The organism is Mycolicibacterium sp. XJ870 (assembly GCF_053483975.1).
Window position 1 is genome coordinate 89,540 of record NZ_JBEFTI010000011.1, and the last position, 14,915, is coordinate 104,454.

Annotated in this window: 16 protein-coding genes; 8 read left to right on the plus strand and 8 right to left on the minus strand. The window is 67.4% G+C overall.

Translation table 11 applies throughout. The features are described from left to right. Both purT and ABQF30_RS27650 read right to left on the minus strand, forming a co-directional pair. On the minus strand, positions 1-1,332 hold the full coding sequence (purT, locus tag ABQF30_RS27645; RefSeq protein WP_448469883.1) for a formate-dependent phosphoribosylglycinamide formyltransferase: 1,332 nt from the start codon (positions 1,330-1,332) through the stop codon (positions 1-3). A gap of 24 nt (positions 1,333-1,356) precedes the next feature. Beyond that, the gene (locus ABQF30_RS27650; RefSeq protein ID WP_448469885.1) at positions 1,357-1,659 is read right to left on the minus strand and encodes a UBP-type zinc finger domain-containing protein; all 303 of its coding nucleotides are present in this window, start codon (positions 1,657-1,659) and stop codon (positions 1,357-1,359) included. A gap of 41 nt (positions 1,660-1,700) precedes the next feature. On the opposite strand from ABQF30_RS27650, the gene ABQF30_RS27655 reads away from it, so the two are divergent. The 4 genes from ABQF30_RS27655 (at position 1,701) to ABQF30_RS27670 (ending at position 6,848) form a co-directional block, all read left to right on the plus strand. Continuing rightward, positions 1,701-3,293 (plus strand): Na+/H+ antiporter, encoded by a 1,593-nt coding sequence (locus ABQF30_RS27655; RefSeq protein WP_448469887.1) that lies wholly within the window; start codon positions 1,701-1,703, stop codon positions 3,291-3,293. Further along, on the plus strand, positions 3,286-5,316 hold the full coding sequence (locus tag ABQF30_RS27660; RefSeq protein ID WP_448469889.1) for an MMPL family transporter: 2,031 nt from the start codon (positions 3,286-3,288) through the stop codon (positions 5,314-5,316). The genes ABQF30_RS27655 and ABQF30_RS27660 overlap by 8 nt, the downstream gene beginning before the upstream one ends. Before the next feature lie 103 nt (positions 5,317-5,419). Further along, the gene (locus ABQF30_RS27665) at positions 5,420-6,649 is read left to right on the plus strand and encodes a cytochrome P450 (protein WP_448469891.1); all 1,230 of its coding nucleotides are present in this window, start codon (positions 5,420-5,422) and stop codon (positions 6,647-6,649) included. A gap of 4 nt (positions 6,650-6,653) precedes the next feature. Next, positions 6,654-6,848, plus strand: coding sequence for a ferredoxin (locus tag ABQF30_RS27670; protein ID WP_448469893.1), 195 nt, complete (start codon positions 6,654-6,656; stop codon positions 6,846-6,848). A gap of 6 nt (positions 6,849-6,854) precedes the next feature. Here ABQF30_RS27670 and ABQF30_RS27675 read toward each other — a convergent pair whose 3' ends face one another. The 3 genes from ABQF30_RS27675 to ABQF30_RS27685 all read right to left on the minus strand — a co-directional run bounded on the left by ABQF30_RS27675 (position 6,855) and on the right by ABQF30_RS27685 (position 9,542). Then, positions 6,855-7,529: a hypothetical protein gene (locus ABQF30_RS27675; protein WP_448469895.1), complete on the minus strand. Its 675-nt coding sequence runs from the start codon at positions 7,527-7,529 to the stop codon at positions 6,855-6,857. A 94-nt stretch (positions 7,530-7,623) separates the two neighbouring features. Next, entirely contained in the window at positions 7,624-8,250 is a 627-nt protein-coding gene (locus ABQF30_RS27680) for a PaaI family thioesterase (RefSeq protein ID WP_448469897.1), read from the minus strand. Next, positions 8,247-9,542, minus strand: coding sequence for an adenylosuccinate synthase (locus ABQF30_RS27685; RefSeq protein ID WP_448469899.1), 1,296 nt, complete (start codon positions 9,540-9,542; stop codon positions 8,247-8,249). Before ABQF30_RS27685 ends, ABQF30_RS27680 begins: the two co-directional genes overlap by 4 nt. A gap of 82 nt (positions 9,543-9,624) precedes the next feature. On the opposite strand from ABQF30_RS27685, the gene ABQF30_RS27690 reads away from it, so the two are divergent. Both ABQF30_RS27690 and ABQF30_RS27695 read left to right on the plus strand, forming a co-directional pair. Further along, complete coding sequence (locus tag ABQF30_RS27690; protein WP_448469900.1) at positions 9,625-10,218, plus strand: hypothetical protein; 594 nt, start codon at positions 9,625-9,627, stop codon at positions 10,216-10,218. A 29-nt stretch (positions 10,219-10,247) separates the two neighbouring features. Then, on the plus strand, positions 10,248-11,027 hold the full coding sequence (locus ABQF30_RS27695) for a site-2 protease family protein (protein WP_448469902.1): 780 nt from the start codon (positions 10,248-10,250) through the stop codon (positions 11,025-11,027). Positions 11,028-11,031: 4 nt separating this feature from the next. On the opposite strand, the gene ABQF30_RS27700 is transcribed toward ABQF30_RS27695, so the two are convergent. Beyond that, on the minus strand, positions 11,032-11,520 hold the full coding sequence (locus ABQF30_RS27700) for a hypothetical protein (RefSeq protein ID WP_448469904.1): 489 nt from the start codon (positions 11,518-11,520) through the stop codon (positions 11,032-11,034). A gap of 92 nt (positions 11,521-11,612) precedes the next feature. On the opposite strand from ABQF30_RS27700, the gene ABQF30_RS27705 reads away from it, so the two are divergent. Beyond that, on the plus strand, positions 11,613-12,509 hold the full coding sequence (locus ABQF30_RS27705) for a cation diffusion facilitator family transporter (protein WP_448469906.1): 897 nt from the start codon (positions 11,613-11,615) through the stop codon (positions 12,507-12,509). A gap of 2 nt (positions 12,510-12,511) precedes the next feature. Here the strand turns inward: ABQF30_RS27705 and ABQF30_RS27710 are convergent, their stop codons facing one another. After that, positions 12,512-12,928: a DUF3151 domain-containing protein gene (locus ABQF30_RS27710; RefSeq protein ID WP_448469908.1), complete on the minus strand. Its 417-nt coding sequence runs from the start codon at positions 12,926-12,928 to the stop codon at positions 12,512-12,514. Positions 12,929-12,992: 64 nt separating this feature from the next. On the opposite strand from ABQF30_RS27710, the gene ABQF30_RS27715 reads away from it, so the two are divergent. Then, positions 12,993-13,826, plus strand: coding sequence for an Rv0361 family membrane protein (locus tag ABQF30_RS27715; protein ID WP_448469910.1), 834 nt, complete (start codon positions 12,993-12,995; stop codon positions 13,824-13,826). Here ABQF30_RS27715 and fbaA read toward each other — a convergent pair whose 3' ends face one another. Then, positions 13,827-14,864: a class II fructose-bisphosphate aldolase gene (fbaA, locus tag ABQF30_RS27720; protein WP_448469912.1), complete on the minus strand. Its 1,038-nt coding sequence runs from the start codon at positions 14,862-14,864 to the stop codon at positions 13,827-13,829. Between the last annotated feature and the right edge of the window lie 51 nt (positions 14,865-14,915).

Sequence of the window (14,915 nt, forward strand, 5' to 3'; positions counted from 1 at the left end):
CTACCAGAGCTTGCGCAGGGCGGCGCCCACCCGGCGGGCTCGGTCACGCGCAACGATCACGTCGGGAGCAGTGGCAATCGCCACGCCGAGCCGTCGGGGCGTGTCGGACTCGTCCGGGCGGCCGAACAGCCGAACGTCGCTTTCCGAGGTGGCCAGCGCCTCGGCCAGCACCGCGGTGGCGTTGGCGGTCAGCTCGCCGGCGGTTTCGGCATCGGCACCGCCGTAGGTGACCTCGGCGGCGGCCGGAGAAACCATGATGGTGTCGCAGGCCAGGCCGAGGATGGCCCTTGCGTGCAGCTCGAATTCGGAGAGCCGTTGGGACCGCAGGGTGACCAGGCCGCTGTCGTGCGGCCGGATCCGGACGTCGGAGAAATACACGTCGTCGCCCTGGACCAGCAGTTCGACACCGAACACGCCGCGCCCACCCAGCGAATTGACGATGCGCGCCGCGATGGACTTCGCGGCATCGAGGGCAGCGCGCGGCATCTGCTGGGGCTGCCAGGCCTCCAACACGTCACTGTCGACCTGCCGGTGCCCGATCGGCTCGCAGAACTGCACGCCCGGCCCGCCCGGCCCGCCGGTGCGGATCGCCAACAGGGTGACCTCGTAGTCCACCTCGACCACGGATTCGGCCAACACGCGGTTCTGCGCGATCCGGCCCGCGGTGGTCGCACGCTGCCATGCCGGCTCGATGTCCTCCGGGCGCAACAGCACCGATTCGCCGTCGCGCAGAGCGCCCACGACGGGCTTGACCACCAGCGGGTACCCGGCGTGCCCGGCGACGGCCGTCAGCTCCTCCACGGACCCCGCGAACCAGAACGGCACGGTCGGGAGGCCGAGTTCGTCGGAAGCCAGCCGACGCATGCCCTCGCGGTCCTGGCTGAGCCGGATGCTGCGCGGCGTGGGGAGCACCTCGGTGTCGCCACGCTCGGACGCCGAGAGCAATGCGTCGGCGGCGATCACCCCGGACTCGGCCACCACGTATTGCGGCTTCTCCCGCTCGATCAGCGCGGCGAGTTCCTCGGCGTCGTTCATCTTGATCACCGCCGACCGGTCGGCGACACCGTGCGCGGGTGCGTAGTACCGGTCCACCGCGACGACGACGCCACCCAGGCGCTGGAAAGCCAGCGCGAGTTCGCGGCTCAGCTCACCGGCGCCCAGCAACATCACGGTGGCCCTCGGATCTGCGGGCTTCCCGTCATCCTGCGGTTCCGGGGCGCCCGGCGGATCCGTGGCCGCCGCTTCCGGTTCGGTTTCCGCTATGGATTCCGCGGCCTCGGCCGGGTCATCCACAGTGCCGTCCTGCAGGGCATCCTCAATCGATTCACTCATCGCATCCCCCAGCCTGCCAGATCGTCAACCAACGCGATGGTCGATATAACACCACCGCCAACTCTCGCCGGGTTCGGCCGAACGCATGACGGGATGATCGCTCGACTGAAAGTGCTTGGTGGCATGTTGGTGCGGGCTGGAGTCACAGCAACCGACGTGACCGCATGTCATGCACATCCTCAGATGCGCCCAGTTACTCTCGCCGAGTTCCTCGCACTCCTGACAATGTCCCGGAGTGAGTGGTTGCGGCTCGGCGACTTCAGCGCGGAGGTGTTCACAAGTTCGAGGCGTCGAGCTCTGCTCGCGCCGGCGTGATCTCCTCAACATGTTGATCAAGGATAAGGACGGCACGCGAAGGAGGTCTGACCATGGGTGCCTCACTGCTGGCTGCACTGGTGGCGGCCGTGCTGCTGGCCGCCGTGGCACGCCGCTTCGACGTGTCGGCCCCGCTGGCACTGGTGGTTGCCGGGCTGGCCGGCAGCGCGATCCCCGGTCTGGACGATGTGCATCTCGAGCCGGAACTGATCCTGTTCGTGATCCTGCCCCCACTGCTGTGGTCGGCGGGTCTGGAAAGCAGCTATGTGGCGCTGCGCCGCAACATCCGTCCGATCGGATTTCTCGCGGTCGGACTGCCTCTGGCCACCACGTTCGTCGTCGGAGTCGTAGCCTTTCACACCGTGCCGGAGTTGACGCTCGCCGCGGCCCTGACCCTCGGTGCGATCGTGGCGCCGCCCGATGCGGTGTCGGCCACCGCCGTAGGCCGGCGGCTCGGTCTGCCCCGCCGCACCATGACCCTGCTGGGCGGGGAAAGTTTGCTCAACGACGCGACCGCGCTGACCGCCTACAAGGTGGCGCTGGCTGCAGCCATTGGAACGGCGACCGGCTGGGGCACCGCGCTTGGCACGTTCGCGCTGGCCGCGGTCGGCGGTGTGGTGGTCGGCGGCGCGCTCGGGATGGTGGTGCACTACATCCGGTTGCGGCTCGACGATCCACTGGTCGAGAGCGCCATCGGCCTGGTGGCCCCGTTCTTCATCTACCTGGTCGCCGAGGAGGTGCACGGCTCCGGCGTGATCGCCGTGGTGGTGGCGGCCTTGCTGCTCGGGCAGCGCGAGACCCAGGCCAGCTACGCCACCCGGCTACAGGACAAGGCCGTGTGGAAGGCGCTGCAGCTGATCCTGGAGTCGTTCGCGTTCCTGCTCATCGGTCTGCAGCTGCCGAAGGTCATCAGCGAACTCGCCGGCATCTCCGCGGCCACGCTGGCGATCTCGTCGGCCGCGGTGTTCCTCACGGTGATCGCGGTGCGGATGGTGTGGGTGTACGTCTCCACCTACCTACCGCGGCTTCTCTTCAGGCAAATCCGGGCACACGAGCCTGCGCCGCCGCCCGCCCAGGTGTTCGTTGTGGCGTGGGCGGGTATGCGGGGGGTCGTGTCGCTGGCGGCCGCATTCGCCGTACCGCTCACAACACTGTCCGGGGAGGCGTTTCCGGGTCGGCCGCAACTGGTGTTCCTGACCTTCGTGGTCGTGGTCGGAACGTTGCTGCTGCACGGATTGACGCTGCCGTGGTTGATCCGAGTGCTGGGTGCGCAGGGCGACGAGGCGCACAGCGACGCGATCGCAACCGCGGCTGCCCAGGACAAAGCGGCCAGGGCGGCCGCCGAACGACTCGACGAACTGCTGGCGGAGCAACCCGCCGGCGGCGATGTACCGGAACGCGCCGCGGACGTGTTGCGGGCGTGGAACACCCGGCGCCGCAACGCCGCATGGGAAAGGTTGGGACGCGATGACGAGGACATCGGCGAAAGCCCCACTTCGGCGTTCCGGCGGCTACGGCTGGAAATGCTTGCGGCTGAACGGGAGACGTTCATCGCCGAACGCGACGCCGGACATATCGACGACGAGGTGCTACGGGCAGTGCTGCATGGACTCGACTTGGAAGAGGCGACGCTGAACCGTGATTAAACTCCTCTCCTGGCTTGCCGCGCTGGTTGTCGTGGCCTCCGGTGTACTCCTGGGATTGCTCAGTGGCGGTGATGCGGCTTCACAATCTCCGGTGGCGGTTCCGGCCGACGCCGAATCGGCACGGGCGGATGCGTTGCGCGCCGATTTCCCGGGTGGTGACCAGGCCCCGGCGATCCTCGTGGTGACCCGGGCCGACGATGCCGCGCTCACTCCCGCCGACGTCAACGCCGTCGACCAAGCCCGCCAACGCATGTCCGACGAACCCGGCCCGCCCGTGCTGGTGTCCGAGGACAACAAGGCGGCCGTGGCCACAGTGCCATTGGACGGTGAACTGTCCGGGTTCGCCCTCAACGACGCGGTGCGTGAGCTACGGGGTGCTGCTGCCGACGGGCTGCCCGACGGCTTACGCGCCGAGGTCACCGGCGGCCCTGCATTCGGCGCCGATATCGCGAATTCCTTTGCCGGAGCGAATTTCACCCTGCTGGCCGTCACGGCGGCAGTGGTAGCGCTGCTGCTGATCGTCACCTATCGTTCGCCGGTGTTGTGGTTGGCGCCGCTGCTGGTGATCGGATTCGCCGACCGGGTGGGTTCGGTGGTCGGCACCGCGGTGGCATCCGCGTTCGGGCTGAGCCCGGACGGGTCGACGTCGGGCATCACCAGCGTGCTGGTGTTCGGTGCGGGCACCAACTATGCGCTGCTTCTGATTTCGCGGTACCGGGAGGAACTGGCGCGTGGCGATGAGCGCTCGCGCGAAGAGCAGAACCACCGCGTCGCCCTCGTCACGGCGGTCCGAGCGGCGGGTCCGGCGATCATCGCCAGTAATGCCACGGTGGTGCTGGCCCTGCTCACCCTGGTGTTCGCGTCGGCGCCGAGCAACCGCAGCCTCGGAGTGCAGGCCGCATCCGGTCTGGTGGTCGCGGCGGTCTTCGTCCTGGTGGTGTTGCCGCCACTGCTGGCACTGTGCGGCAAACGACTGTTCTGGCCGTTCATCCCGCAAGTCGGGGCAAAGCCCTTGACTGACAGCGGAATATGGCATCGTATCGCCGACTTCGTGGCACGACGGCCGGCCCGGGTCGCGATGATCTCGCTGGCCGGGCTGGCCCTGTTGTGCACGGGCCTGCTGACCACCCCGATCGGGCTGTCGCAGACCGAGCAGTTCCGCGTGCAGGCCGAATCGGTGACCGGGTACGAGACCCTGGCCGCCCACTTCCCCAGCGGCCTCACCGACCCTGCCCGCGTCATCGCCGCGACCGACAAGGCCGTCGACGTGCAACGGGCGATCACCGATACCGAAGGCGTCGTGTCGGCCAACCCGGCCGGCCAGTCGCCGACCGGGCTGAGCCAGTGGTCGGTGATCCTGAAAGCCGAACCCGCATCAGATGGCGCATTCGAAACCATTGACGCACTTCGTGATTCGGTACACGCGGTGGATGCTTCCGCGGTGGTCGGCGGTTCGGACGCCCAAGCCCGCGATGCCGCCTCGGCCGCCCAACGTGACCGGTTGGTGGTGATTCCGGCCATCCTCGCCGTGGTGCTGGCAGTGCTCTACATCCTGCTGCGCTCGGCCCTCGCGCCGCTGCTGCTGGTGGCCGTCACGGTGCTGAGCGCGCTGGCGGCCCTCGGGCTCGGCGGGTGGGCGAGCGTGCACGTGTTCGGGTTCCCCGCGCTGGACAACAGCACACCGCTGTTCGCGTTCCTGTTCCTGGTGGCCCTCGGGGTCGACTACACGATCTTCCTGATTACCCGCGCCCGCGAGGAGACCCCGCAGTACGGCAACCGGCAGGGCATCGTGCGGGCCGTGTCCGCCACCGGTGCGGTGATCACCAGCGCGGGCGTGGTGCTGGCAGCGGTGTTCTGTGTGCTGGGCGTGTTGCCCCTGATCGTGCTGACCCAACTAGGCATCATCGTCGGGTTGGGCATCCTGCTCGACACCTTCATCGTCCGCACGGTCATCATCCCGGCGCTGTTCACGTTGATCGGGCCGCGGATCTGGTGGCCGGGCCTGCGGAATGTCGGTACTTGACCCCGAGCGTGCACTCAGATCGCGTTTCGGGGCCACGTCGCGATCTGAACGCACGTTCGGCGCTGAACATGGGCATTCGTACCGCGCGCGTACCGTCGAAGCCATGACTGACGCCGATGCCGCGCTGCGCGACGACGTGGCACCCGTCCTGCCGCCGCTACACATGCGACGCAACGCCTTCGACCCGTCGCAGGAACTCTCCGAGATCCGCGAAACCGTGGGCGTGCGAACCGTCGTCAACGCCTTCGGTATGGAGGTCTACCTGGTCACACGGCACGACGACGTCAAGGCGATGCTGTCGGACCACGACCGGTTCTCCAACAGCAGGCCGCCGGGTTTCGTCTTGCCAGGGGCGCCCGAGATCTCCGACGCAGAGCAGGCCAACGCGCGGGCAGGCAACCTGCTGGGCCTCGATCCGCCCGAACACCAGCGGCTGCGCCGGATGCTCACCGCGGAATTCACCATCCGCCGCATGAAACGGCTCGAGCCGCGCATCGTCGAAATCGTCGATGCACATCTGGATGCGATGGAATCCGCCGGTCCGCCATCGGATCTGGTCGCCGACTTCGCCTTACCCATCCCGTCATTGGTGATCTGCGAACTGCTCGGCGTGCCCTACGAGGACCGCGACGACTTCCAGCAGCGGTCGACACGCCAGCTTGACCTGTCCGCGCCGGTCCCGGAACGCATTGCGCTGCAACGGCAGGGGCGCGACTACATGCAGGGCCTCGTCGAGCGTGCGCGCCGCGAGCCGGGCGATGACATCCTCGGCATGCTGATCCGAGAACACGACGACCTCAGCGACAACGAGCTCGTAGGAATCGCCGGGCTGCTGTTGCTCGCCGGGCATGAGACCACGTCGAACATGCTCGGCCTGGGCACGCTGGCGCTGCTGCGGCACCCCGATCAGCTCGCGGCGGTACGCGACGATCCCGACGCCATCGTCCCCGCCATCGAGGAACTGCTGCGTTGGCTGTCCATCGTGCAGACCGCAATCCCGCGCATCACCACCACCGACGTCGAGATCGGCGGGGTGCCGATTCCGGCCGGCCAGTTGGTGCTCGCGTCCCTGCCCGCGGCCAATCGGGACCCGGATTTCATCGACACGCCCGACGGACTCGACATCCGCCGCGGCGCACCGGGACACCTGGCATTCGGCCATGGTGTGCATCACTGTCTCGGCGCCCCGCTCGCCCGCATGGAGATGCGCATCGCGTTCCCGGCGTTGCTGCGCCGCTTCCCCGGTTTGACGCTCGCCGAGCCGTTCGAAGATGTGGGGTGGCGGTCCTTCCACTTCATCTACGGGCTGAAATCTTTGGCGGTAACCTGGTGACCCGATGAAGGTAGAAGCAGATCGTGACGCCTGCATCGCCTCGGGCAACTGCGTGATGGTCTCCGACGCGGTGTTCGACCAGGACGAGGACGGCGTCGTGGAGGTCCTCGTCGACGACGTGCCCGACGACGAGATCGAGCACGCGCGCGAAGCGGTCAAGCTGTGCCCGGCGTCCGCGTTGAAGCTGACTGGGGAATGACCGCCGCTACGTGGACCGCTCGTGTTCGCCGCCCGGTAGGTCGATCACGCCCGCGCGGATCAGTAGCAGCGAGCTGACGACCAGCACCCAGATCGGGAATGCCAATACGATCCACATGCTGACGTTGCCGGCAACCAGAAGCCCCACGGCGACAAGGTATGTCGTGTACACCAACGGCCGCGGCATCAGTCCGGTCTTCAACCAGATGGTGGCCAGCGAGATCATGAACACCGCCGCCATCCGCACGCCGTAGGTCTTGCTGAACGCCAACAGCAGCATCTGCCCGAATACGGCCACTTCCGAGTGCATGGCTGTGTCGACCGAACCGGCCTTGCTGGCGATCAAGCCCGCCCCCACCGCCGACGTCGCGAACATCATTGCCAGAAACAGGATGCCGCTCCCGAGGAACACCGATGCGAAAAACCGGTCCTCGAAACGGCCGAAGCCGTCGCGCACCACCCCGATGAACCAGAGAAATGCGATACCGGCGAACGGCATCAGGACTGACGCGATTCGCAGTCGGCTGCTGGCACCGTCGATCCACTGCGAACCCGGTTCGCCGCCCTCGGGTAACGCTGTACGGATCAGGACCAGCGCTGTGCCGAACAGGAGGGCGAACAACACCCCGGCGAGGGCTGCCGCTCGCGGCGTCGACAGGCGATGCAAATGCTGATCAACCACTGCGCCATGGTCGCATCTCGTCACCGAAACTTCGATGACATCGTGAATCGATGCGGAATCGCGACCTGCACGCAGTCTCGGCGTTGCGCGCGTCCTAGGGCTGGCCCGGCAGCAATTTGATCATCAGGCCGTTCGCCTCTGCCAGCAGATTCTCGTCGGGGTCACGCAATTCGGCGTTGACGAACGCCTTGCGGCCCTCGGCTTCGCGCACCCATCCGCGGGCGGTCAGCACGGTGTCGATCGGCGTGACCTTGCGGTAGTCCACATGCAGGAAGGCGGTTCGGCTGATCGGCCGGCCCGCGGCGTGGATGACCATGCCGAATACCGAATCGAACAGCAGCGGCAGGACGCCACCGTGCACGGCATGGTTGCCGCCCACATGGAAACGGCTGAACTGCACGTGCAATTCGACGCCGGCGGGCTCGAACTTCGACATGGTCCACGGCGGCATGAGCAGGCTGCCTGCACCGGGCAACGAAGGCACTCGGTTGGCCGGGCCCACCCCTTCGCCCGCCTCGTACGGGTCGAGCAGCTTGACCAGTTCCTCGGCCCGGTCGGCGGCGTCATCCCAGGTGCCGCTGTCCGGGTTGGCCGACACCGCGAGGTCCTGGGCGCGGCGCATCGCGGTGAGAAACCGCTCGAAGCCCGGTCCGGGCTCGGCGGGTTCGAATAGCGGGAAACCGCCGTGCCGGTCGTATTCGGGATCGCCGGTTTCACTCACTTGGTAGCCAAGACATCGCGGCGCACAATGGTCTGCTCCCGGCCCGGCCCTACACCGATGCACGAAACATGGGCTCCGGCAAGCTCTTCCAGCCGCAGCACGTAGTCACGCGCCTTGGCAGGCAGATCGTCGAACTCGCGGGCACCGGAGATGTCCTCCCACCAGCCGGGCAGCTCCTCATAGATCGGTTCTGCGCGGTGGATGTCGGACTGCGTCATCGGCATCTCGTCGGTGCGCTTGCCGTCCACCCGGTATCCGACGCACACCGGCACGGTCTCCAGGCTCGACAACACGTCGAGCTTGGTGAGGAAGTAGTCGGTGATGCCGTTGACCCTGGTGGCGTAGCGGGCGATGACGGCGTCGAACCAACCGCAGCGGCGGGCGCGGCCCGTCGTCACCCCGACCTCGCCGCCGGTCTTGGCCAGGTAGGCACCGTGTTCGTCGAACAGCTCGGTCGGGAACGGACCGGAGCCGACGCGCGTGGTGTACGCCTTGAGAATGCCCAACACCGTGGTGATCCGGGTGGGTCCGATGCCCGATCCCACTGCCGCGCCACCCGCGGTCGGGTTCGACGACGTCACGAACGGATACGTGCCGTGGTCGACGTCCAGCAGCGTGCCCTGCGAGCCTTCCAGCAGCACCGTCTCGCCGTTCTCCAGGGCCTGGTTGAGCAGCAGCCGGGAGTCGGCGATGCGGTGCTTGAAACCTTCGGCCTGCGCCAAGAGGTTCTCCACCACCTCGGCAGGCTCCAGCGCCTTGCGGTTGTAGATCTTGACGAGTACCTGGTTCTTGAACTCCAGTGCACCCTCGATCTTCTCCGCCAGCAGCGTCTCGTCGAGCACATCGGCGACCCGGATCCCGATCCGGGCGATCTTGTCCTGGTAGCACGGACCGATCCCGCGTCCGGTGGTGCCGATCTTCTTGCTACCCGCGTAACGCTCGACCACCTTGTCGGTGGCGACGTGATACGGCATCAGCAGATGCGCGTCGGCGGAGATCAGCAGGCCCGAGGTGTCGACCCCGCGCTCGTCCAGCCCCTGCAGCTCGCTGAGCAGCACGCCCGGATCGACCACGACACCGTTGCCGATGACGTTGGTGACCCCGGGGGTCAGGATGCCCGAGGGAATGAGGTGCAGTGCGAAGTTCTCCCCGGTCGGCAACACGACGGTATGCCCGGCGTTGTTCCCACCCTGGTAGCGAACCACCCACTGCACGCGGCCGCCGAGTAGATCGGTGGCCTTACCTTTGCCCTCGTCGCCCCACTGAGCGCCGATGAGCACGATTGCCGGCATGGCGTAATCTCCCGCCTGTCTCCGCACCTAAAGTGGTGCAGCCGGTAGGCCACAATATCCCAGCACACACGAGGAGCACATATTGTCCCGTCGCGAGGAGCGGGATGTCGTGATTGTCGGCACCGAGGTGCCCCGCCCGCTCCGTGGACTCCCCGTCGTCGATGTCAGCGAAATCGAGGCCCATCGCAGGGTCGTCGTGGCGGGTTCGGCGGCCGACCTGGCCGCGGTGTTGACCAGGCTGCTCAAGGCCGACCGGCTCGACGTCGAGGTCGCGCATGCCGCCACCAGCTGGTCCGCGCGGCGTGCGCTCAAGGCCCCGGCGCAGCGGGTGCCGTTGATTCGCGACGAGACCGGGACAGTCATCGCGTCGGCCGCAGAATGGCGCGGAGTCGACGGCCCTGACGGCGCGGCGCTGACGGGCGAGGCCGTGGTGGACGACACCGTGCTGTTCGACGGCGAGGTGCCCGGCCTCCGAATCGAGCCGACACTGAGCATGCCGGGATTGCGGGCATCCGTGCTTTCGGACCGCGGCCGGCCACGCGGCTGGGTGACCGGGCGCGCCGCACAGTTGGGCACCACCGGTGCGCAGCTGATCCGCGACGGAGTCCCGGCGCCACGGGCGGTGCGGCGCTCGACGTTCTACCGGCACACCGAGGGCTGGCTGCGCGTCGGCTGACGGTGGGCAACTGCCGGTAGCGTCGAACCGTGAACATCCGCCCGATGCGTCAATCGGTCCGACCGAGCCCGGTCTTCCTTGTGGTTGTCGCGGTCACCGTGGCCGGTGGCGTGCTGGCCTGGCTGGCGGCAGATTCCATCCGGCCGCTGTCCTACGCCGGGGTGTTCATCCTGGTGATCGCGGGCTGGCTGGTGTCGTTGTGCCTGCACGAGTTCGGCCACGCCTACACCGCATGGCGGTTCGGCGACCACGACGTGGAAGTCCGCGGCTACCTGACGCTGAACCCGCTGAAGTACTCGCATCCCATGTTGTCGCTGGGCCTGCCGGTACTGATCATCGCGATGGGCGGGATCGGGTTCCCGGGTGGTGCGGTGTACGTGCGCACCTCGTGGATGACGAAGCAGCAGAAGACTCTCGTGAGCCTCGCCGGGCCGACCGCGAACCTGGTGCTTGCGGTGCTGCTGCTCGGCACGGTCCGGTTGTTCGGAGACCAGTCACACGCGGTGTTCTGGTCGGGTCTGGCGTTCCTCGGCTTCTTGCAGGTGACCGCGTTGCTGCTGAATCTGCTGCCCATCCCGGGTCTGGACGGGTACGGCGCGTTGGAACCCCACCTGAGTCCCGACACTCAACGGGCTGTCGCACCCGCCAAACAGTGGGGTTTCATCATCGTGCTGGTCCTGCTGCTCACGCCGGTGCTCAACCAGTGGTTCTTCACCGCCGTCTACGGGTTGGCCGAAATGTCCGGGGTGTCGAGCTACGTGATGCAGGTCGGCGGGCAGCTGACGCGGTTCTGGTCGGCCTGGTTCTAGAGCTTTAAAGCTCGGCCAACACGGCGCGCAACGCGACCGAGAGTTCGCCCCTGCCGTCCCGGTATAGCGGGCCTGCGCCGTCGGACAACAGCATCCGCAACCGGGCGACGCCATGTGCGCGCACCGGCCGTGGCGCTTCCAGCCGTTCCCGGATCTCGTCGATGAGCGTGGCCGCCGATGCGACGGTGTCGTCTTCCAGGGGGATGCGTGACGAGTACAGCGCGGGGTCCTCATGGAGTTCGCGCAGCACGTACCGCATGGTCGACGCCAACTGGCGGCGCTGACTGCCGGATGTCGACCGCGCGACGTGCACTGCCAGTGCACTGCCCGGCTCCGGCGCCGCGCCTGCCAACAGCTGACGGTCGTATCGCCACGGAGCCACGCGCACGGCCAGCCGGGTCAGCGGCGTTCCGGGCTCACGGAGACCGGTCGGAGCCGCATCGTCGGCGGACCATGCGGGCTGCGGAAGAGCAGGGATGTTGTCGTGTGTCATGCCTCTCGGCCCAACGTTCCGCGCCTCGGGGCAATTCCGCCGGAAGGGGTGACACTTGCAACATATGCGAACTTCCGCATATATTGCGGGGCATGAGTGCCGGCCACGATCACAGCCATCGCGCGGACACGCGCGTCAGCAGGATGATCATCGCCGCCGCGATCCTCACCGTGTTCTTCCTCGTCGAACTCATCACCGCGCTGAAGATCAACTCGATCGCGTTGCTGGCCGACGCGGGCCACATGCTGACCGACCTCGTTGCGATGTTCATGGGGTTGACCGCGGTGCTGCTGGCGCGCCGGGGCAGCTCGTCGCCGGCACGCACCTACGGCTGGCACCGTGCCGAGGTGTTCACCGCCGTCGCCAACGCGACACTGCTGCTCGGCGTCGCCGCATTCATCCTCTACGAGGCATTCGAACGGCTGGGCCACGCACCGGCGGTGCCCGGCGTGCCGATGATCGTCGTGGCGCTCGCCGGGCTCGTGGCCAACGCGATCGTGGTGCTGATGCTGCGCTCACACTCCAAGGACAGCCTCGCGGTCAAGGGCGCCTACATGGAGGTGGTGGCCGACACCGTCGGCAGCATCGGCGTGCTGATCGCCGGCGTCGTCACCGTGACCACCCGATGGCCCTACGCAGACGTCGTGGTGGCAGTCCTGGTGGCGCTGTGGGTGCTGCCCCGCGCCTTCGCGCTGGCCCGCGCGGCCCTGCGAATCCTGTCGGAGTCCTCCCCCAGCCACATCGACGTCGAGGAACTCCGAACCGCACTGGGTGAGGTGGACGGCGTGACCGGCGTGCACGATCTGCACGTGTGGACGCTGGTGCCCGGCAAGGACATGGTGACAGCGCACCTGACCAGCAGCGCCGACACCGCCCGGGTGCTCGACGAGGCGAAAGCCGTGCTTACCGCGCGCGGTCTCGAACACGCCACCGTGCAGGTGGAGCCGCCGGACGCTGCCGGTGACTGCAAGTGCGAAGCGAAGTGGTGAGACTAAGCCAGGCCGAGTTCGACGCGCGCGGCCGGATCGCAGTCGTCGAGCAGGTCCAGGCACCGCTGGAACTCGTCGGTTTCGCCGATGTCGTCGGCCGCCTTCGCCAGTGCGGCCACACACCGCAGAAACCCCTGGTTGGGCTCGTGGCTGAACGGCACCGGGCCGAAGCCCTTCCACCCGTTACGCCGCAACTGGTCCAGCCCCCGGTGATAGCCGGTGCGGGCGTAGGCGTAGGCGGTGACGGCCTTGTCGGCGTCCAGTGCGCCCTCGGCCAGCACAGCCCACGCGATCGACGCCGACGGGTGGGCGGCAGCAACCACCGCCGCCTTCTCACCAGCAGCCAATTCGTCCTCGGCTTCGGGGTCGCCCGGAAGGAACACCGGCTCCGGTCCTAGCAGATCGCCCATCCGTGTCATGCGCCTATTCTGCACCGACCGATAAGCTCCACCGATAGCGACGTACGGGAGGACCGCAGCAGGGATGTCGAATCCATCTGGGCCGGACGAGGACCGCACGCCGGACGCGGCCGACGAACAGACCGGGTCACCCGCCGAACAAGCCGCCGCCGACGCACCGACCGAGCAGGTCGCGCTGCATCCGGATCACGAGCCGGCCACCGAGATCATCGGCTCGCCGACAGCCGTCACCGAGGCAGTGCAACAGGCCGAGGAGCGTCGTTTCACTGCACCGTCAGGCTTCGACGGGTCCACGCAGAAAATCGACAGCCCGCCGGACCCGGAAACCGAAGTGTTCGCGCCACAGGAGGAGACCACCGCGTCGGCCGTCGCCGCCGAACCGCCGAAAAGTGCGTCGCCACAAGTCATTCCGCCCCGCGAGGACGCGCCCCCGCCGCCGCCCCAGCCCGCCGCGAGGCGCAGTTGGGGCTGGGTGGTCGCGGTGGTTCTCGTCATCGCCGCCCTGGTGGCGATCGCGGTGCTGGGCACCGTGTTGCTCACCCGGGACTCGTCGCCATTGGGCTCCGAGGAGGACCGGGTCCGCGAGACGATCCAGAACTTCGACGTCGCGATCCAGCGCGGCGACCTGGCCACCCTGCGCTCGATCACCTGTGGCAGCACCCGCGACAACTACGTCAACTACGACCAGCGGGCGTGGGACGAAACCCACTCGCGGGTCGCCGCCGCCAAGCAGTACCCGGTGGTGGCCAGCATCGACCAGGTGGTCGTCAACGGTGACCACGCCGAAGCCAACGTGACGACCTTCATGGCATTCGCCCCGCAAACCCGCTCGACCCGCAGCTTCGACCTGCAGTTCCGTGACGATCAGTGGAAGATCTGCCAGGCGCCGGTCGGTTAGCTAACCGGCCGTCACCGACCGCCCGGCACTGTGCAGATCGTTGCAGGCCTCGACGACCCGCTCGGCCATCGACGCCTCGGCCTTCTTCAGGTAGCTGCGCGGGTCGTAGGCCTTTTTGTTGCCGACTTCGCCGTCGATCTTGAGCACCCCGTCGTAATTGGTGAACATGTGCGCCGCGATCGGCCGGGTGAACGCGTACTGAGTGTCGGTGTCGACATTCATCTTCACCACGCCGTATTTGAGCGAATCCTCGATCTCGGACTTCAGCGAGCCCGAACCACCGTGGAACACGAAGTCGAAAGGCTTTGCGTCGCTGGATAATCCGAGTTTCGCCACCGCTACGCGCTGCCCTTCGGCGAGCACCTCGGGCTTGAGCACCACGTTGCCCGGCTTGTACACGCCGTGCACGTTGCCGAAGGTCGCGGCCAGCAGATATTTGCCGTGTTCACCGGATCCGAGCGCGTCGATCGTCTTCTCGAAATCCTCCGACGACGTGTAGAGCTTCTCGTTGATCTCGGCTTCGACGCCGTCCTCCTCACCGCCGACCACGCCGATCTCGACCTCCAGGATGATCTTGGCGGCCGCCGCGGCCTTCAACAGTTCCTGGGCGATTGTGAGGTTCTCGTCGATCGGGACGGCTGACCCGTCCCACATGTGCGACTGGAACAGCGGGTTACGCCCGGCGGCCACCCGCTCGCCGGAGATCGCCAGCAGCGGCCGCACATAGGTGTCGAGCTTGTCCTTCGGGCAGTGGTCGGTGTGCAGCGCGACGGTGATCGGGTACTTCTCGGCGATCACGTGGGCGAACTCGGCCAGCGCGACGGCCCCGGTCACCATGTCCTTGACGCCCAGGCCGGAGCCGAACTCCGCCCCACCGGTGGAGAACTGGATGATGCCGTCACTGCCGGCATCGGCGAACCCTTTGATCGCGGCGTTGATGCTCTCCGAGCCGACGCAGTTGATCGCCGGGAACGCGAAGGAATGTTCTTTGGCCCGGCCCAACATCTCGGCGTAGACCTCGGGTGTGGCGATAGGCATGAGACGGTTCCTTCCGAGGCCGGTCATCGCAGCTGCGGGGCGTCGGGACGA